Origin of the sequence: Mucilaginibacter sp., from assembly GCF_041663085.1 — a bacterium.
GTDB lineage: Bacteria > Bacteroidota > Bacteroidia > Sphingobacteriales > Sphingobacteriaceae > Mucilaginibacter.
On sequence record NZ_JBAZRC010000045.1, the window covers coordinates 1 to 20,982 of the forward strand.

The 20,982-nt window shown below is 41.9% G+C and carries 13 protein-coding genes; 4 read left to right on the plus strand and 9 right to left on the minus strand.

Annotated elements, in window-relative coordinates:
- Positions 1-2,873: alpha-2-macroglobulin (locus WC615_RS10560; RefSeq protein ID WP_372978068.1), on the plus strand; the 2,873-nt coding region annotated here is incomplete at its 5' end.
- A gap of 180 nt (positions 2,874-3,053) precedes the next feature.
- Here the strand turns inward: WC615_RS10560 and WC615_RS10565 are convergent.
- The 7 genes from WC615_RS10565 to WC615_RS10595 form a co-directional block, all read right to left on the minus strand.
- On the minus strand, positions 3,054-4,025 hold the full coding sequence (locus WC615_RS10565) for a DUF1080 domain-containing protein (protein ID WP_372978069.1): 972 nt from the start codon (positions 4,023-4,025) through the stop codon (positions 3,054-3,056).
- Positions 4,026-4,161: 136 nt separating this feature from the next.
- Positions 4,162-5,283, minus strand: coding sequence for a redoxin domain-containing protein (locus WC615_RS10570; RefSeq protein ID WP_372978070.1), 1,122 nt, complete (start codon positions 5,281-5,283; stop codon positions 4,162-4,164).
- A gap of 43 nt (positions 5,284-5,326) precedes the next feature.
- Positions 5,327-5,716, minus strand: coding sequence for a VOC family protein (locus tag WC615_RS10575; protein WP_372978071.1), 390 nt, complete (start codon positions 5,714-5,716; stop codon positions 5,327-5,329).
- Positions 5,716-7,944: a phosphoribosylformylglycinamidine synthase subunit PurL gene (gene purL, locus WC615_RS10580; protein ID WP_372978072.1), complete on the minus strand. Its 2,229-nt coding sequence runs from the start codon at positions 7,942-7,944 to the stop codon at positions 5,716-5,718. The genes WC615_RS10575 and purL overlap by 1 nt, the downstream gene beginning before the upstream one ends.
- Before the next feature lie 160 nt (positions 7,945-8,104).
- Complete coding sequence (locus WC615_RS10585) at positions 8,105-8,929, minus strand: TonB family protein (RefSeq protein ID WP_372978073.1); 825 nt, start codon at positions 8,927-8,929, stop codon at positions 8,105-8,107.
- A 174-nt stretch (positions 8,930-9,103) separates the two neighbouring features.
- The gene (locus tag WC615_RS10590; protein ID WP_372978074.1) at positions 9,104-9,685 is read right to left on the minus strand and encodes a DUF4468 domain-containing protein; all 582 of its coding nucleotides are present in this window, start codon (positions 9,683-9,685) and stop codon (positions 9,104-9,106) included.
- Between the two features lie 72 nt (positions 9,686-9,757).
- The gene (locus tag WC615_RS10595; protein ID WP_372978075.1) at positions 9,758-10,801 is read right to left on the minus strand and encodes an outer membrane beta-barrel protein; all 1,044 of its coding nucleotides are present in this window, start codon (positions 10,799-10,801) and stop codon (positions 9,758-9,760) included.
- A gap of 574 nt (positions 10,802-11,375) precedes the next feature.
- Here WC615_RS10595 and WC615_RS10600 point away from each other — a divergent pair.
- Together WC615_RS10600 and WC615_RS10605 are read left to right on the plus strand one after the other, a co-directional pair.
- Positions 11,376-13,550: a glutamine synthetase III gene (locus WC615_RS10600; protein WP_372978076.1), complete on the plus strand. Its 2,175-nt coding sequence runs from the start codon at positions 11,376-11,378 to the stop codon at positions 13,548-13,550.
- A gap of 562 nt (positions 13,551-14,112) precedes the next feature.
- Positions 14,113-15,294 carry an AIR synthase related protein gene (locus WC615_RS10605; protein WP_372978077.1) on the plus strand — a complete coding sequence of 394 codons (1,182 nt, stop codon included), beginning with the start codon at positions 14,113-14,115 and terminating at the stop codon, positions 15,292-15,294.
- 70 nt (positions 15,295-15,364) lie between these two features.
- Here the strand turns inward: WC615_RS10605 and WC615_RS10610 are convergent, their stop codons facing one another.
- The gene (locus WC615_RS10610; protein ID WP_372978078.1) at positions 15,365-15,901 is read right to left on the minus strand and encodes a hypothetical protein; all 537 of its coding nucleotides are present in this window, start codon (positions 15,899-15,901) and stop codon (positions 15,365-15,367) included.
- A gap of 39 nt (positions 15,902-15,940) precedes the next feature.
- The gene (locus WC615_RS10615; RefSeq protein WP_372978079.1) at positions 15,941-19,243 is read right to left on the minus strand and encodes a carboxypeptidase regulatory-like domain-containing protein; all 3,303 of its coding nucleotides are present in this window, start codon (positions 19,241-19,243) and stop codon (positions 15,941-15,943) included.
- 333 nt (positions 19,244-19,576) lie between these two features.
- On the opposite strand from WC615_RS10615, the gene lpdA reads away from it, so the two are divergent.
- Positions 19,577-20,965 (plus strand): dihydrolipoyl dehydrogenase, encoded by a 1,389-nt coding sequence (lpdA, locus tag WC615_RS10620; RefSeq protein ID WP_372978080.1) that lies wholly within the window; start codon positions 19,577-19,579, stop codon positions 20,963-20,965.
- The last annotated feature ends 17 nt before the right edge of the window (positions 20,966-20,982 follow it).

A 20,982-nucleotide genomic window follows, 5' to 3' on the forward strand; every position in this document is an offset into this window, starting at 1 on the left:
GGTGGTGGGATGAGACCGGTAACGAGCTAAGCAACTTTACGCAGGACCGTTACAACAAGCTCATCAAAACCGAAAACGTGCAACTGGTAAACGGTAAAGGTAAATGGAACCTTAAAATTAACCAGGCCGATTGGGGCCGTTACCTGATCCGGATTAAAGACCCGGAAACAGGCCACTCTACCGGGAAGATCATTTACGCCGATTGGCCAAACTGGTCGGAACGCTTGCAAAACACCGACCCTACCGAAGCTGCGATGCTTTCCTTTACATCCGATAAGCCAAACTATAAAGTTGGCGAAGAGGCTACACTTACCATTCCTACAGGTGGTGACGGACGCGCTTTAATAAGCTTTGAGAATGGCAGCAAGGTTTTAAAAACAGTTTGGATAGATACCAAAAAAGGCGAAACCCGCTACAGCTTTAAGGTAGACGAAACCATGGCGCCAAACGTTTTTGTGAACGTTACGTTACTGCAACGCCATGCGCAAACCGTAAACGATTTGCCAATACGTATGTACGGCGCTATCCCACTGGTGGTTGATAACCCAGAAACAATATTGAAACCGGTGATCAGTATGCCGGATAAAATAAGGCCCGAAACACAATCATCTATCACCGTATCTGAAGCATCGGGTAAGGAAATGACCTATACTATTGCCATTGTGGATGAAGGCCTGCTGGATATTACCAACTTTAAAACACCTGATCCGCATGAGGCTTTCTACGCCCGTGAAGCTTTAGGCGTAAAAACCTGGGACTTGTTCGACTATGTTATCGGCGCTTTCGGCGGTGGCTTAGAACGCATTCTGAGCATTGGCGGTGATGGTACAAACGGCACAAATAAAAACGTATCGGTTAATCGCTTTAAACCTGTGGTGAAATTCCTGGGGCCATTCCACTTAGATGCGGGCGATAAACAAACCACCAAATTTACCCTGCCGCAGTATGTGGGCTCGGTTAAAGCAATGGTTATTGCCGGACATAATGGTGCCTATGGTTTTGCAGATAAAGCTGTAGCCGTTAAAAAACCGCTGATGATACTGGCTACCCTGCCACGTGTACTTGGCCCGTCGGAGAGTATCCAACTACCTGTTACCGTATTCGCGATGGAGAATAATATCAAATCGGTAACGGTACAAGTGCAATCAAACGCGTTCAGCAATTTAGGTGGCAATAATACCAAGACTGTCCAATTTGCCAAACCGGGCGATCAGTTGGTAACCTTCGACCTTAATGTTAAAGATTTTGTCGGCGTTGGTAAAGTGAAGATCATCGCGAAAGCAGGCAGCGAAACCGCCGCTTATGATGTGGAACTGAATGTGCGCAACCCTAACCCGCCGGTTACCCGCATATTTGAGAGGGAATTGAAACCGGGCGAATCCTACGCGGCTGCTTATAATGCCATTGGTATTAACGGCACAAATAAAGCTACGCTTGAAGTTGCCAGCATCCCGCCGTTGAATTTGGCCAAACGTTTAAATTACCTCATCACCTACCCGCATGGCTGCGTAGAGCAAACAACATCGTCTGCATTCCCACAACTATATTTAGGGCAATTGTTTGATCTTACATCACGCCAAAAAGCCGAAACTGAACGTAACATTAAACTCACCATAAACCGCTTGAATGGCTTTAGGGTACAAGGCGGTGGCTTAAGCTACTGGCCTGATGGTGGTGAAGCTGATGAATGGGGAACCAACTATGCCGGGCACTTTATGTTGGCGGCGCAAGCCAAAGGCTATAGCCTGCCATCCGGATTTATTGACGATTGGAAACGTTATCAGAAACAAAAAGCAGTTAACTGGTCGCCAGACCCGCGCACGAATATCCACGGCTACTATTACTATACCGACCTGGTGCAGGCGTACCGCTTATACCTGCTTGCATTAGCCGGTTCGCCGGAACTGGGGGCGATGAACCGTCTGCGCGAATACCAATACATCAGCACCGAAGCACGCTGGCGACTTGCCGCAGCCTACAAACTAGCCGGCCAGCCCGAGATTGGTTTACGAATGATAGCTGGACTGCCAACAACCATTAAACCATACAACAGTATGTACGGCACCTATGGATCTGACTTACGCGATGAAGCCATGATACTGGAAACCCTTACCCTGCTTGGCCAGCAGCAAAAAGCATCCGGCATGGTACGTACTGTTGCTTCCAAACTATCTCAGGATAGCTGGTACAGCACGCAAACAACCGCCTACTCGCTTGTTGCCATAGCACAATACTGTGGAGTGAATAAAAGCGGCGGTAAATTGTCGTTCGCGTTCCAGTCGGGCAGCAATAAGCAGAATGTAAACGCGGCATCGTACCTGTGGCAGCAGGAATTAGCGCCTAACAGCGGTAAGGTAACGTTAAAGAACAACGGCACCAACAAACTTTATGTGAGGTTGATACAGCAGGGACAGCCATCATCCGGCCAGGATATTCAAACTTATGTGAACCCGGATATTATGCAGATGCGTGTGGCTTACTTTACGCTTGGCGGCAAGGTTATCGACCCAACATCACTTAAACAAGGTAGCGATTTTGTGGCGCAGGTAACCATCAAAAACCCCGGCAAACGCGGCAGGTATGATAACCTGGCGCTTACACAGATCTTCCCATCGGGATGGGAAATACTGAATAGCCGGATGCTGAACAATGACGAGGCGTTTAAATCATCGCCATCAGATTACCGTGACATTCGTGATGACAGGGTGAACACCTATTTCAGTTTAGCAGAAGGTAAAGAGGTTACGTATTACGTAATGCTGAACGCTGCTTATGCCGGTAAATATTACCTGCCTGCAGCCTACTGCGAAGCCATGTATAACCATGACATTAACGCGTTGATAAAAGGGCAATGGATTGAGGTGGTTAAGTAATGAGGCATAAAAACCACGCGTCATTGCGAGGAGCGTAGCGACGTGGCAATCTTCGACATACTTGTCGCCGACTTTTCTATCGAAGATTGCCACGCTATCGCTTACAGCAATGACGGTTTATAAATGCAAAAGGCTTGGTGATACACCAAGCCTTTTGCATTTATACTAGTAGGTAGCTATTTACTTAGCCGGTGTAATTACAATATTCCTATAATCAATCGGCCCGTGATCGCCTTGTATCATTAACGGACCGGGTTCTCCTTCTTTGCTGTCTATAGCGCCACCGGTTATACCGGGAATAACCTGGCGGGAGATAACTTCTTGCCCGTTAGCAACAATGGTAACTACACGCCCAACAAGTGTGATGTCGTACGACTGCCATTCACCTGCATTTTTAGCCATCATTTTGTTTGGCTGCATAAAACCATATATTGAGCTGAACTGGTTTGCCAAAGGCTCAGGTTCGCCGGTTTTGGTATCGATAACTTGTGTTTCGTAACGACCACGTAAATAAACACCGCTGTTGCTACCTTTCTCGTATCTGAACTCGATGTGCAATTTAAAGTCTTTAAATTTCTGATCTGTTAACAAGTTGGCGCCTGATTTTTTACTGCGCAGAATGCCGTTCTCAACTACCCACTGGTTCGGTCTTCCATCTGTATGCCAGCCTTTGGTATTTTTACCGTTAAATAATTTTACCGGTTTGCCCCAAACAGGTGCTTTGGTACGTAACATTTCTGGTGCGCGTACACCTGTAAAACTGTAGCTTTTACCATCAGTATAAACCATTGTACCTTTTATGTTGTCACCGCTTGCCTCAAACTCAAAATCCATATTACGGTCGCCCGGCTCCCATTGTGGCGGGATAGAGAAACTGTATTTACCATTAGCTACCTTCACCTCAGATATTGGGCGTGCGCTACCGAATGCGTAAGTAAAACGACCGATAAGTGTATGTGTGCCCGATTTTTGAACTTCTAACCATGATGGCTGGCTTTTGCCATCCTTCTCCATCGTAATATCCCATCTGCCTATTACATCAGGGTCTTTTTTCATTTCAACATGCTGTGCATTGGCGCAAACAGTTGAAAAAAGCGTAGCACATAACACAGCTATCGTTTTAATGCTGCGTGATAATTTTAGTTTCTTCATAATTGGTTATTTAGTGAGAGGTTTAAAACTACAAAACATTTATGAATTATATAATGCATTATCAGTCTGAGATTGTGAAGACTTAACGAGTTGATCAATGGTTCGACAAGCTCACCATAACATCAATTAAAACCATTTAGTTACCCAGCACCCCTGCCAGTGTTTGGTGCAGTTCCAGTCCTTTTATGTTTTTAGCTACAATTTTGCCTGTTGGATCAATGAGTACATTGGCCGGTATGGTAGTTACACCATATAAGTTCTTTACACTCGCGGCAGTATTATAATGGTCTATAGCCTGTGTCCATGGTAGTTTATCCGTTTTAATAGCTTGCAGCCAGGCTTGCCTGCCGGTTTTACTGTCGATGGAAATACTCAGTACCGTAAACTTTTTGCTATTGTATTTTTTAAACGCGGCAACAACATTGGGGTTTTCCTGCCGGCAGGGTAAGCACCATGATGCCCAAAAATCAATCAGCACATATTTGCCTTTAAAATCTGCCAGTTTTACCTTTCTCCCTGTAGCTGTTGTTAGCTCAAAATTGGCTGCCATTACACCTACCTGCGATTGTTTTGCAGAATTGATAGTTGCTTCCATCGTTTTACCTAACGCACTCGTTTTGTTAGCTACCGACAGGGAATTATAAGCATCAATAACCAGCGAAAAATCGGCATGGTTAACCATCCTGTCTAAAGTAAGCAGGCTGATGTATGAATCGGGGTGCGATTTGATAAAGGCAAATTTAATAGGCTCCATTTGCTTTAATATGGCGTCGGTTGCAACTTTTATAGGATCTGTAAAAGTAACGTCGGCTTGCTGTTGAGGTGTAAGCGTATCGTACTTATCTGCTATAGCACTATGCTTTTTTGTTAATGGCTTTAGGGCGAGTTCAAGCTCGGTATTATCCTTATTCAGGGGAGTGCCTTCTATAGTAGCATATCTAAGCGAATCTTGTGTTGTTACTAAAATATTGCCGGGCTGTATATAAATAGTTACAGCGTCATGTAAAATATCTGCCGTTAGCGGGTTATCATTCCTGCAGATATATCCAATGCCAAGGCTGTTTATTAACCCGCTAAATTTAAAATAACCATTATTCGCGACGGTTGAATCGAGGTGTTGTTTACCATTTTCTTTATACGAGAGGTATATCTTATCACCATTTTTAAACGGCTTAACATCACCGGCAATAGTAAACGGCTTTTGCGCAAATGCTAATAGCGGCAGCAAAGCGACCAATAATAAAAAACATCTTTTCATCGGCATATATAGCTTAAAGCCATGAAGATAAAAAATAATGGCGTTACTTTTCGTACAATTCAAGCGGCAAGCCGTCGGGGTCGGTAAAAAAGGTGAAGCGCTTGCCGGTAAATTCATCTACGCGGATAGGTTCGGCTACTACCTCATATTCATTCAGGTGGAATATTGCTTCATCAAGGTCATTAACCTCAAAAGCTAAGTGGCGCAGGCCCACTGCCTCGGGCTGTGAGGGCCTTGCGGGTGGCCCGGGAAATGAAAAAAGCTCGATCTGGTATAGTCCGTTGACTTCCAGATCGAGCTTATATGATCTTCTTGCTTCGCGATAAACTTCGCGAACTATTGTAAATCCAAGTACTTCGGTATAAAAACGTTTAGAGCGTTCATAATCTGAACAGATGATAGCAATATGGTGTATCCTGTTCAGCTTTAGCATTACTCGTCGCCTAAAATTACGTGAAGTACGTTATCATGTACCATTTTAATATCGGTGATGTTACCAAACAGCTCTTCATCTATATTGGTATTACCAGAACCGTTAACGGTACCCAATAAACTAAAATCAATTTCGCTGGTGGCCATCATCTCGATAAAACGCTCGTGATCATCAGGTGCGATACTTACCACTACCCTGCCCTGTGCTTCACCAAAAAGGAAGGCATCTTTACGGATGCTGCTATCGCTTTCGATATCAAAGCCCAAACCGTTTGGCATAGCCGATTCTACCAAAGCGATGTATAAACCACCATCAGCAACATCGTGTGCAGATTGTATCACTTTATGCTTGATCAGTTCTTTTATAACCTGGTGCATTGCGTACTCCTCATCTATATTAAAATAAGGCGCAGGTGCTTTTAATATTTTGTGGTACGATGCAAGGTATTGCGATGACGCGATATCATTTTGTGACGCACCTATAAGATAGATCAGGTCGCCTGGTTGTTTAAAGTCAAGCGTCATCAGGTTGCTGGTATCGTCCATTACACCCAACATACCAATGGTTGGCGTAGGGAATACCGGGCCTTCATCTGATGATTGGTTGTAAAAACTTACGTTACCACCTGTTACCGGGGTTTCAAATTTTGTACAAGCTTCGCCCATGCCTTTTATAGCGCCAACAAACTGCCAGTAAACCTCAGGTTTGTATGGGTTACCAAAGTTTAAGCAATTGGTAATAGCAACCGGCTCGCCGCCTGCGCAGGTAATGTTACGTGCAGCTTCGGCAACGGCAATGGCCGTACCTTTTTGAGGGTCGGCATATACGTAGCGCGAGTTACAATCGCAGGTTAAAACAATAGCTTTATCAGTTTCTTTAACCGCAACCACAGCCGCATCGCTTGGGCGATTGGTGGTCATGGTAGCCGTACCTATCATAGAATCGTACTGGTCAGTCACCCAACGTTTTGATGCCAGGTTAGGATGGCCTATCAGGTGCTCGGCTACTTCAACTAAGTTAGCAGGCTCGGCAACATCTTCAATTTTAAATTTCTGGTTTTCGGCAAAGTAAGCAGGCTCGCGGTATTCGCGCTCATAAATTGGCGCGCCGCCACCTAATACCAGGTCATCAGCAGGTACATCGGCCACTTTAACGCCGTTCATAAAGTACTCTAAACGTTGTGTATTGGTTACTTCACCAATAATAGCGCAGTTCAGGTCCCATTTATCAAACACGGCTTCAACCAAAGCTTCTTTACCTTTTTCAACTACGATCAGCATGCGTTCCTGAGATTCAGAAAGCAATATCTCGTATGGTTTCATGTTCTCCTGGCGCATCGGTACGCGGTCAAGATGAATGATCATACCATGTTCGCCTTTGGCGCTCATTTCAGAGTTTGAGCAGATAATACCTGCCGCGCCCATATCCTGCATACCAACAACAGCACCGGTTTTAATCACTTCAAGCGTAGCCTCAAGCAATAGTTTTTCCTGGAACGGGTCACCTACCTGTACAGCCGGCAAATCGTTAACAGAATCTTCGGTGATATCTTTTGATGCGAATGCCGCGCCGTGAATACCATCCTTACCCGTTGCTGAACCCACAATGTAAACCGGGTTGCCCACACCGTACGATGTAGCCGAAACGGTTTCACCAGCCTTTACAATACCTGCAGAGAAAGCGTTTACTAATGGGTTGATGTTGTAACACTCGTCAAAGAAAAGCTCGCCTCCAACAGTAGGGATGCCAAAGGCATTACCGTAGTGGCTGATGCCTTTTACCACGCCTTTAACCAGCCATTTGGTTTTATCGAGGCTAAGGTCGCCAAAGCGCAGGGAGTTCATCTGGGCGATAGGCCTTGCACCCATCGTAAATATATCGCGGTTTATACCGCCCACACCTGTTGCAGCTCCTTGATAAGGCTCAAGCGCTGAAGGGTGGTTATGTGATTCTATTTTAAAAGCGCAACCAATGCCGTCGCCAAGGTCAACCAGTCCGGCGTTTTCCTCGCCTGCCTTAGCCAGCATACGCGGGCCATCTTTTGGCAGGGTTTTAAGCCAGGTGATAGAGTTTTTGTATGAACAGTGTTCGCTCCACATTACCGCGAATATAGAAAGCTCGGTAAAGTTGGGCACACGGCCTAATATCTCTTGTATGCGTGTAAATTCTTCGGGTAAAAGTCCCAGATCGCGGGCGGTTTCAACGGTGGTTAATTCCTGGTTCTCCAATGTATTATTGTTTAGTTGAAAGGATGCGCAAAATTAGCAAAAAAGGCTAAAAGCCGAAAGATTAAAGCAGAAAGCTTTGGGGAAAGTGGCAGAATGTAAAAAGCCAAAAGCAACAGCTTTGTTAAGCTGGCTTTTGGCTTTGCTTTATATGATCAGTTTATTACTCCTCGCCCATTTTAAAGTACATGGGTATAACGTAACGTACGCGTACCGGCTGGCCATTTTGCACGCCTGGTTTCCAGGGTTTTGCCAGTTTTAATACCCGCAATGCTTCTTCATCCATGCCATACCCGGCACCCCTCTGGATTGAAATATCTGATAGGTGCCCGTCTTTTTCTATCACAAAACTTACCAGTACCCGACCACCTTTACCCTCCTCTTGCGCTTGCGAAGGGAAACGTAGGTTTTTGCTCAGGAATTTATTCCATGCACCTGTGCCGCCAATAGGTTCGGGCATAGTTTCAAGTGTACCTAAATCATGAATGCTTTTATCCTCTGCAGGTGCAATGCCAGTACCTCCTGCTACAGGTTCAGGGTCAACAATAGGTGCCATACCTTCCTTACCTTCAGTTGTTTTTGAGCCTATCTCGCCTGTAAGATCTGTATTTTTGGGTGGATCGGTTGTTATCGGTTCAGATGTAGGTACCGGGGTTATAAACTGTGTTGTTTTAGCAGGCGGCATTTGTTTTTCCGGTGCGGCCGGTTTTACCGGTGGTTCGGCTTTTTTAGGAAGCTCTATCCTGGGCGGCTCGATTGTCGGAAGCACAACTACCACCTGTTTTATAATTTCTCCGGGAGTTTTGCCTACAATGTAAGTGTACATTACAGCAGCTGCCACAATTGTAGTAATTGCAATCAGCATGGCTTTAATCATGGTGCGGCCATAATGCTGCCTCAATTCAAAGGCGCCGTAAGCCTTGTTTCGGTTAGAAAATACAAGCTCGATCCAATCGGGGTTGTACAGATTAAGTTTTGTGTTAAGCATAGCGTTTGAAATTTTATTTTACTAATTAACGCATTTGCCAAATAAAATGTTGTGTAAATTTGAATTTTTACGAAATAATCAATTGAATAAATAGATATATACAATTTTTATACTGCATATATCTATTTATTGCAAATTATATTTGGTTGAAAGAAATATATTTGGGACGAATGTTTACCAGTTTTCGGTCGAAACCTTCTTTACAGGTTCTGTTTTTTTAACTACAGGCTGCTTATCCATTGCCTGTTTAATTTTAGACGCGGTGTTAATGCAAAAACTGGCTATCTGGTCCAGGTAGTTATCGGTTTCTTTTTTACCGTATTTGGTGCTCATTTTTTCAAGCGGAACTTCTATACCCGGGATAGGTACCATATTACCAAACCTGTCGCGCTGGTATGGTTTAAATACAAAATTGCTTATACGGTAGCGGTATCGTTGATCTTTTGTTTGGATGTTGATGGTGTAGCTTATCTCCCCGCCTTCCTTCCGCATTAACGATACACCACTGTATACAATAAATTTACCGGATGTATTCAGGGTGCTTTCAGCTTTACCTTTTGCAGGTTTGGTTGATGGATTAAATGCAGTCGCGAAGTCCCAGCCGCGTTTATACAAGGTGTCTGCAGATAAGGTGGGTTTATCAACTACCCGGTAATAGATATAGTTATTGCCTTCGTCAAAAGCTAATGAATCTTTCTGGGCAAACGCTATTTGTGCGCATAATAAACATATAAGGCTGAATAATGCTTTTTTCATAGGATAAAGATAAGCCATCCGCAGGTTATACGGATGGCTTATAAAAAAATCAGATCGTTTAAAATCTTAAAATTAGAATGCGTATACCGCTGCAATTACAAATTGTGATGCGTTTTTAGTTGGCGCGCCGCTTTTATTAATAAAGCCATCATTCACGTCTTTATTGTTATCTAACCTAAACTCAGGGATAACAGTAAGCGGGCCTGCTTTAATGTTTGCTGTTACAGTTGTTGCAAATACTGAACTACCTGGTGCAGGGCCTAAAGTTGCATAGCTCCCTGCTTTTGTTTTAAAGTACTCACCTCTTAAACCGAAAGTTACATCTTTAGATACTGCCAGTTGCGGGTATAAAGCAACGCCTGTAAAACCACCTGTACCAACTACGTCGGCAGGTTTAAATGTAGCCGCGTTTAAACCTAATTTAAAGGCATCAGTAATTTGGTAGCTGGTTGTTAAATCAAACTCAGTACCTGATAATTTACCTGTTAAAACGTTCAGGTAAGCTGTCCAGCCTTTTACCGGTGCAAGCATCAACTGGGCACCAAAGGTATTAACCTGGTTTACTGATGTATAATAGTTCCAGCTATCATTAAATATACCTGCCATTAAACTAACCTTACTTGTAAAAGCATAAGTTGCTTTAAAGCCGGGGTTTTGGAACGGGCCATTGGTGAATAAATAAGAGGTTGAGTAGTTAAAATTACCAACAGGGCTAATTACTTCATAACCCATAAATGTTGCCATATAACCACCCGTTAAATTAAATTTATCGGTTACATCATATGATACATACAGGTTTTGGATATGAAAGCTATTGCCATCGTCGCTGTTTGGTATAGATTGCGCCTGGCCACGCGGGCCAAAAGACAATTCACCTACAAAAGAAGCTTTACCTACTTTTTTCTTCAAAGCCAGGTCTATCATACCAATTGAAATAGAGTTATTGTCTGATGCAAAGCTGGTAGGGATATTACTGTGTTTCGAAAAATCGTATTTGTAATAGGTATCAACCGACCCTGAGATGATTAGGGGCGGATCTGCTTTGGTAGTGTCCTGCGCACTGGCTGCAAATACTGATGCAACAAAGAAAGATAAAAGTAAAAGTCTTTTTTTCATGATAAGGGATTTAATTTTTAATGATTAGTTATTGTTTAGTTAATTGTTGATTGCTAATTGTAATAATTATTGCAAAACGACCATTAAAGCCTAATTCACCCTCACTACCTCTATATATTTAGTCGTTATTTTACAAACAATATAAAATATCACATAAAAAAATATAATTTTCATTGAAAAACAATGCTTTAATTATATTTTTTACTAAATACATGATAATATTTAACAAAAACAAGAACTATTTTACATTTTATTATAAAAAACATAACGATTTATCAACATTTTTATAATTACTTACATTAAACTCATTGTTTTTATTTCTAATTTTTATAAAAAACAACCAAATAGGTAAATAAAAAACAATAATCACAATAATCTAAGGCTAAAATTAATTTAACGAGGCAATTAAAATAACAAAATCAATAAACAAAACTCCACAACCACTACATTACCCCTAAAAACAGTAAAGAAAACTGGTTTTTGTTTAGATATTATTATCCATATATAATTATGGTCAAAACCGCTTACTATTTAAATGATTTTATAATTTTGGGCTGAACCAATTATTAACATCATGTCTAATACACGTTTCCAGGCCTTACAAGCTGTGTTAAACCGCGAAATCCCGGAGGTAAAGCTTCCTTCCGCCAAAATATCCGACTACTTCGGCGTAAATGTTTTTGATAAACCAAAAATGAAGGAGTTTCTATCAAAGGACGCCTATAGTGTAATTGTAGATTCTATTGATAATGGTGTACCCATCCCCCGTGACATGGCCGAGCAGGTAGCATCATCAATGCGATCATGGGCTATGGGCAAAGGCGCCACACACTACACCCATTGGTTTCAACCGCTTACCGGTACTACTGCCGAAAAACATGACGCTTTTTTTGAACCTACAGCTGATGGCGGTGCTATTGAACGCTTTAGCGGCGATGCCCTTGCCCAACAGGAGCCCGATGCATCCAGTTTCCCGAGCGGTGGTATCCGTAATACTTTCGAGGCTCGTGGCTATACTGCCTGGGATCCTTCATCTCCTGCCTTCATCATAGGCCGCACCTTATGTATCCCAACGGTATTTGTATCATATACCGGCGAAGCGCTTGATTATAAAGTACCCCTTTTAAAAGCATTAAGCGTTTTAGATAAAGCCGCCGTTGATGTTTGTCACTACTTTGATAAAAGCATCGAGAAGGTTAATGCATCATTAGGTATTGAGCAGGAATACTTTTTAGTTGACACAGCCCTTTTTAATGCAAGGCCCGACCTATCGCTTACCGGCCGTACGCTATTTGGCCACATGTCGGCCAAGAACCAGCAACTGGAAGATCATTACTTTGGTTCTATCCCAAGCCGCGTATATGCTTTTATGCAGGAAATGGAAACAGAAGCCCTGCAATTAGGCATCCCATTAAAAACACGCCATAATGAGGTTGCGCCATCGCAATTTGAGTGCGCCCCTGTTTATGAAGAAATAAACCTGGCCATTGACCATAACCAGTTATTAATGGATATTATGGACAGGGTTGCCAAACGCCATCACTTTAAAGTATTGCTGCATGAAAAACCTTACGCGGGCATCAATGGCTCTGGCAAGCATAATAACTGGTCGCTGATAACCAATACAGGTAAAAACCTTTTATCGCCGGGCAAAACGCCAAAAAACAACCTGATGTTCCTTACCTTTTTTGTGAATACCATAAAAGCGGTTTATGAGCATGCCGATTTATTAAGGGCATCCATAGCATCGGTAAATAACGATCACCGCCTGGGTGCAAATGAAGCCCCACCTGCTATTATTTCGATATTTTTGGGTAGCCAGCTAAACGAGGTCTTAGACGACATTGATACATCGCGCCTGAGCAAAAAAATAAAAGAGGAGAACTCGCTTTGGCAGGGTATCCCCAAAATACCGCAGATACTAAAGGATAATACCGATCGTAACCGCACCTCGCCCTTTGCATTTACCGGTAATAAGTTTGAATTACGCGCGGTTGGTTCGTCGGCCAACTCGGCCAGCCCTATGACGGTATTGAACCTGATCATGGCCGATCAGCTAAAGAAATTTAAGATTGATGTGGATAAGCTGATCAAAAAAGGCGAGAAAAAGGATGTTGCCCTGATGATGGTGATAAAACGCTACATCAAGGAATCGCGTAATATACGTTTTGAGGGTAATGGCTATAGCGAAGAATGGGAAAAAGAAGCCGAAGCACGTGGCCTGGCCAATATCAAAACAACGCCAAAGGCCCTGGATGCTTTTATATCTGAAAAAACCGCAGAGCTTTTTGCAGAAACAGGCTTATTTACAACCCGCGAAGCGCATGCCCGCCACGAAATACTGTTGGATAGCTTTTACAAAAAACTACAGATAGAGGCACGCGTAATGGGCGAGCTTGCCCTAAACGTTATTGTACCTGCGGCTATAGCATACCAATCTAAACTGATTGAAAATGTTAAAGGACTGAAAGATCTTGGCCTTGATAAAAGCACTTACAAAGCCCAGCTTGATATTATAACCAAAATTGCCGAGCATGTTAACTTTATAAAAGATAATGTAGAGGAGATGATAAACGAACGCAAAAAAGCGAATGTTATTGAAGACCTGCGCGAACGCGCTATCACTTATGACGAGAAGGTTAAAAGCTTTTTCCAACCTATCCGTTACCATGTAGATAAGCTTGAACAATTGGTTGATGATACACTTTGGCCGCTGCCAAAATTCAGAGAGCTGCTGTTTATCAGGTAAACAACAATACAAAAAAGAAAGGGCCGGTATTAACACCAGCCCTTTCTTTTTATAACTTATCGTGCAAATATATCTGCCTGATTATGCTGATGTATAATAACCTCGCGATATTTGCTTAACAATGCTGATTTGGAAAAAAAGCCAATAAAACCCCATCTTTAACTACCGGTAGCTGCCAAACATATAGTTGACCGGTTCTTTTTTATAAGGATATTACCTATCCCCTTTTGCATACGGTCGCGGTTAATTAAATGCTGCCAGGTAACTGTGAGCAAAATACCAAAGGCTGGCAAAAAAACATATACAATATGATAAGGCAAATGGGATGAAATATACGGCTAACATTTTCCATTACATGCACCAAAAACTTTAAAGCTACTGCTGCAAGCCCTCCAAAAAGGCCTATAAATACGCTGGAATAAATTAAGAAATTACGTTGTGTATTACGTTTTGAGCGCCAGCGGCCAATTTTATAACTGATAGACTTTAACATAGACAAGCGCAGAAACAGCAATGTAGCAATTTACCACGTACAAATATTAATTATGCAGTATATTTGCCCATGACTTCTCCGCAAAGATACGATCAACGGGGCGTTTCGGCATCAAAAGATGATGTACATAATGCCATTAAAAACATTGATAAAGGGATATTCCCAAAAGCGTTCTGCAAAATAGTACCCGATATATTAACTAACGACCCTGAGTATTGCAATATTATGCATGCTGATGGCGCGGGTACAAAATCGTCATTAGCTTACACTTACTGGAAAGAAACCGGCGATATTTCGGTTTGGCGCGGTATTGCCCAGGATGCCATTATCATGAACCTTGACGACCTGCTTTGCGTAGGCGCTACCGATAATATACTGCTATCATCAACCATCGGCAGGAACAAAAACCTGATCCCCGGTGAAGTGATAGCCGCTATCATCAACGGTACAGAAGAGATACTAGCCAAACTGCGTGATGCCGGTATAGGCATCTACTCTACCGGTGGCGAAACCGCTGATGTAGGCGACCTGGTACGTACCATTATTGTAGATTCTACAGTGACCTGCCGCATGAAACGCGACGATGTTATCTCTAACGACCGCATAAAACCGGGCGATGTGATTGTGGGCCTGGCATCATACGGACAAGCCACTTACGAAAAAGAGTATAACGGCGGCATGGGCTCAAACGGTTTAACGTCTGCCCGCCATGATGTGTTTAACAAAACCATAGCCGATAAATATACCGAAAGCTATGACCCGGCTGTACCCTATGATCTTGTATTCAGCGGCAGCAAAAACCTGACTGACAAAATTGACATCGGCAATGGCGAAAGCATTACCGCAGGTAAGCTGGTATTATCGGCAACGCGTACCTACGCCCCTATCATTAAAGCTATTTTAGACAAATACCGCAGCCAGATAAACGGCATGGTACATTGCAGTGGCGGCGCACAAACCAAGGTGCTGCATTTTATAGATAACCTGCATATCATTAAAGATAACCTGTTCCCTATCCCGCCACTATTTAAGCTGATACAGGAAGAATCTGACACCAGTTGGCAGGAAATGTACAAGGTATTTAACATGGGCCATAGGATGGAGCTTTACGTACCACAGGAGATTGCTGAAGACCTTATTGCTATCTCGAAAAGCTTCGGCGTCGACGCACAAATCATAGGCAGTGTAAAAGTTGCTGATAAAAAGCGGGTAACTGTTATTTCACCATACGGCGAGTTTGTATATAATTAAGTTTTTAAATCTTTATAAACAAAGAAAGCCTCCCAATTGGGAGGCTTTCTTTGTTTTATCTTAAAACAAGTTAGATTGTTTTAAAGAATGATAATGCAGTAAAAACTGAGCTCTGGCTGCCATCTTTATTATAAGCTGTAGCCCTTACGCTGTATGTCTTACCTGCTGTTAAGCCCATTGTACTTAGTTTTAACAGGATAGTACCTGCCAATACTGATGTATTTGGATACGTAGTTGTTTGCGGCGTAGCAGTAATAGTGTGTACTATAACAGCCGGAGTGGCGCTTGGGTTAGATGTATCATCATAACCATTCCACGAAGCAAAGTTTATAGTTTTTATCACTGTTGAAGTTGCTGTAGTACCATCTAAAATCTCCAGTTTAAAAGCACCTGTTTCCTGATTTGTTAACGTAGCGCCAAAATTAATCAGCAAAGTGTTAGCTGTATTTCCAGATATTATAAATGGACCTACCTGCTGGTAACCAAAGCTGCTTAGTTTTATAGCCGGCAATTTTGGCTCAATTGCTGCAACATCAGCTTTTTTTGTACAGCTAAACATGGTTAATGTTACCAGTGCGGCTAATACAATATTTATATATTTTCTCATCTTTTTTATTTTAATGTTTAACAATATCAACTGCTAATTTTAGAATATGTACTTAGCACCAATTAATAAACTCCAGGTAGTAGCTGCAGTTGTAGCATTAACATACGGCGTATTAACTAAGGTACCATTAAGCTGACGCATTTGGTAAGTTGGCACGTTTGTATTTGCATCTGTACTTACGTAGGTAAGTGGGTTGCTATAGGTAATTTGTTTTTGGATGCCCCAGTTTTTGTTTAACAAGTTAGGTAAGTTGATAACAACTGCACTAAGTTGTAAAGTATGTTTCTGGCCACCTGCCATGATGTAAAAATCTTGCAGAATGTTTGCATCAATACGATTGTACCACGGTAAGAAAGCAGCATTACGTTGTGCATACTGACCTCTGTGCCCGTTTAGGTAAGGTGTATTTTTGATGAATTGCTCTAAAGCAGCAGCTTGTTGTGCAGGGGTGTAAGTATACACCACACCGTTAACTGTAGTATTGTATTGTTGGAAAGTTAACTCACTTGCTTTTTTAGGGATGTACATTAAGTCGGTAGATGCGTTACCATCACCGTTAAGGTCGCCGTTAACTACATAGCTTATTGGGCTGCTACCTGCCTGGCCTTGGTAGAACAAACCAATTGTAGTAGCTGCATGGTTTAAATAATTAAACTTGTATGATGCAGAAGCAACAACACGGTGAGGTACATAAAAACTAGTGTAACCACTCTCAACATCGTTAGTAGTACCAACGTTAGCAGTTGAAGTCCAAATATTAGCTGCAGTTGTACCCGATGATGAGAAAGCTTCTTTAGCTTGCGTATAAGTATAAGCTGCTGTAGCGGTAAAACCACCAGTAAACGATTTGCTTATTTGTGCAGTTAAAGAAGTTGCATAACCCTGGTTAGTGTTTTCTAAAACAATTGCTGAGTTTATTGCAGGGTATATATTCCTATCTGCTGCTGTACCTGTATAACGTGGCCTTGATAAGTCACCTTCAACTAATACACCGGTTGGCGATTTTAAGTTTGCGTTACGCATTCTTACCGCGTTAATATCTTTAGTGTATAAACCTTCTAAAGTTGCAGTGAAGCCATTACCAAGGTTTTTCTCAACCGCTAAGTTAGTCCTAAATACTTGTGGGAATTTAAAGTTACGGTCAATTAAGACAGTAGCAGATTGTATTGCAGTACCTGCAGCTTGTGGGAACAAATTAGCATAAACACTTGGATCCGGGCTTAATTTTATACCCGCAAGCTGTGCAGCTGTAGCAACACCACCAAAGTTGTACATGGCACTGTTACTTGGGCTGTTAGTTAAAAATACATAAGGTATTTTACCTGTGAAGATACCTGCACCACCACGTATTACTAATGAATTATCATCAAGCAGGCTCCATCTGAAACCCATTCTTGGCGAAAGCAAAATTGGTGATTTTGGCCATAAGCCAGAGTTGTATGATTTTAAAGCACCGTTAGCATCCGGCAATAACAATGCTGTCATTTGCGGGTTTTCTACCGGGTTTTCCAGGTAAATGCTCTTATCAGCACGTAAACCGTAAGTTAATTTAAAGTTAGGGCTAACAGCGTACTCATCCTGTGCGTACAGACTTATCGTACCAACTTTTAAGTTAGCAGAGAATACCTGGTCAACACCCGGTATTAAAGAGTAGTTGTAAGTAAACTGTACCGGCGGGGCATCAGTAAGAAAATCGTTTAACGAGTTATAGATGTATGAACCTGCTGCACCCGGCATAAATGCGTTACCAACTTTTTGGTACTCATAGTTAATACCACCTGTTATGGTGTGTTTACCTGCGTAATAGGTTAAGTTGTCATAAATACTGTAGGTATTGTCAATAACCGCATTATACTTGGTGTATGGATCAGAACCTGCTGTAATATAGTTACTTCCCGCACCGTTATAGATATCAATTGTCGGGAAAATCTGACCTTTTGAACTACGTGGGTTATTATACTTTTTAAAAGTTGCCAACAACTGGTTTGAGAATTTTGAACTAATGCTACTGTTTAACTCAACAGTACCGGTAGTTACTTTATTGATGAAACCATAGTTAGAGTTTGCAAAAGCGATCGACTGGTTACTATAACGACCGTTAACCAAACCGCCATTACCGCGGCTAATAGTTCCACCTGTACCATTTGAAACTGAATAAGGAGCATTGTTAGGTGTACTCGTACTGTTAATAGGTTGATCGCTGGTTGCGTTTAAGTAACTGTATTTAACGGTTAGTTTGTTTTTATCGTTAATATTCCAGTCTAACTTTAATAAATATTTTGTGTTTTTAGGGGTAAAAGCATCAAAATTATCAAACTTACCTGTTTCATAACCATATTTGGTTTTCAGGTAATCAGATACTTTTTGCAGATCGGCAACAGTGGTTGCAGCTACAGTACCGTTACCAGAACCACCCGTTGGCGAATACGCAATACCCGGAGAAGTTGAACTTTCTTTTTCAAAGTTAGCAAAGAAGAACAATTTATTTTTAATGATAGGGCCGCCAAAAGTAGCACCATAAGTTTTGGTACTTGCTTTAGCTACGTTAGCACCAATAAAGTTATCACCAATGTAGTTACCGTTAAATGATTGGTTTTTGTAGTAGGTATAAGCAGAACCATGGAACGTGTTGGTACCGCTTTTTGTAGTAGCATAGATACCTGCACCTGTAAAGCCTGATTGCCTAACATCAAACGGAGCAATGTTTATTGAAAGCTCATCGTAAGTTTCGATAGAGATTGGCTGTGCATCACCACCCGGCAAAAGAGCTGATGATGTACCGAAGGTGTTGTTAAGGTTTGCACCATCAACTGTAACACTGTTTAAACGCGCATCGCGGCCTGCAAAGCTTGAGCCTGTAGACTGTGGCGTTAAACGTGTAAAATCTGTGATACTTCTTGAAAAAGTAGGCAAAGTAGAAAGCGCTGTTCTGTTTACGTTTGTACTTGCACCTGCTTTAGCAGTTTCTATACGCCTGCTGGCTTTAATAGTAACAGCCTGTAACTCTAAACCTGTTTCGCTTAAAGTTGTGTTCAGGATGTAAGGCTGGCCTAATTGAAGGGTAATATTGCTAAGAGTAGCTTTATTAAAACCAATAAAGCTCACCTCAACAGTGTAAGGCCCGCCTACACGCATACCCGGTATGTTGAACAAACCGTCTTTGTTTGAGGCAGCAGAATACACAGTCCCTGACGGAACGTGCGTAGCTTTGATAGTTGCTCCGGGTAATGTAATACCCTTGGCATCTTTGATTGTTCCCGACATGCTACTTGATGTTACCTGTGCAAAGGTAGCAACAGCAGTAAACAGGAAAATAATTAAGAGAAGTAAGTGTTTTCTCATGTTTGTTTTTTTTGTTAACTGTTAAGTGAATTACTCATTAAGTGAATTAATGGGGCAAAGATAACTAATAGGGGGATTTAGTATATTAAGTTAATGTTAACAATAATTATATATTTTTCAACACTTTACATGTTATTTAAGCAAATATGAAATTTAGATGAATGGTTAGTGTAATATTTACATTAACAATGTCATATTTTAAAAAAAACTTTTTGATTAACAGGCATTTATCGTACATTTTACCCTCTCATCCTAAATCACATCCCAGTTTTTCATTTCCACTGCTTTTTAGTTAGCTTTGGCATTCCAAAAATCATAAAAGATACATACTATATGGATTACGATTTAATTGTTATTGGTTCAGGCCCGGGCGGCTATGTTGCTGCTATCCGCGCATCACAATTGGGTTTAAAAACCGCTATTGTTGAAAAAGAATCGCTTGGGGGTATTTGCCTAAACTGGGGTTGTATCCCTACAAAGGCATTATTAAAAAGTGCCCAGGTGTTTGAATACTTAAACCACGCTGCCGATTACGGTATAAAAACCAGCGGTGGAGAAGTTGATTTTGAAGCTGTAGTAAAAAGGAGCCGCGGCGTAGCCGATGGTATGAGCAAAGGTGTTCAGTTCCTGATGAAGAAAAATAAAATTGATGTAATTATAGGTACAGGATTTTTAAAATCAAAAGGCACTGTATCTGTAAAGATAAACGACGACACCACTAAAGATTTCACAGCCAAAAATATCATATTGGCTACGGGCGGCCGTTCGCGCGAGTTACCAAACCTTAAACAGGATGGTAAAAAAGTAATTGGTTACCGCCAGGCCATGGTATTGCCGCAACAGCCAAAATCTATGGTTGTAGTAGGTTCAGGCGCTATAGGTATCGAGTTTGCTTATTTTTATAATGCAATTGGCACCAAGGTAACTGTTGTTGAGTTTTTAGACAACATCGTTCCGCTTGAGGATGAAGAGATCTCAAAAGGTTTGTTACGCATTCTTAAAAAACAAGGCATAAATATCATGACGGGTTCAACCGTTGAATCTGTTGATACCAACGGCGAAGGCTGTAGGGTTAATGTTAAAACCGCTACAGGCAACATCGTGTTAGAAGCTGATGTTGTTTTATCTGCCATTGGTATCTCTACCAATATTGAAGGCATTGGCCTTGAAGAGAACGGTGTTAAAACTGATAAAGGCAAGGTATTGGTTGATGATTTTTATAAAACCAATGTTGACGGCGTTTACGCCATTGGCGATATTGTTAAAGGCCAGGCATTAGCACATGTTGCATCTGCCGAAGGTATTATCTGCGTAGAGAAAATTGCAGGTAAAAACCCCGAGCCTTTAGATTATAACAACATACCGGGCTGTACTTATTGTATGCCTGAAGTTGCTTCTGTTGGTTACACCGAAAAAGCAGCTAAAGAAGCTGGTTACGAACTTAAAATAGGCAAATTCCCATTCTCGGCATCGGGCAAGGCAAGTGCTGCCGGAGCTAAAGATGGTTTTGTAAAACTAATATTTGACGCTAAATACGGTGAATTGCTTGGCGCACACATGCTGGGCCATAACGTTACTGAAATGATCGCCGAAGTGGTTACCGCGCGCAAACTGGAAACTACCGGTCACGAGATCATCAAATCAGTACACCCTCACCCTACCATGAGCGAGGCTGTTATGGAAGCTGCTGCCGATGCATATGGAGAAGTGATACACTTATAATAGTATCCTTATTCAAA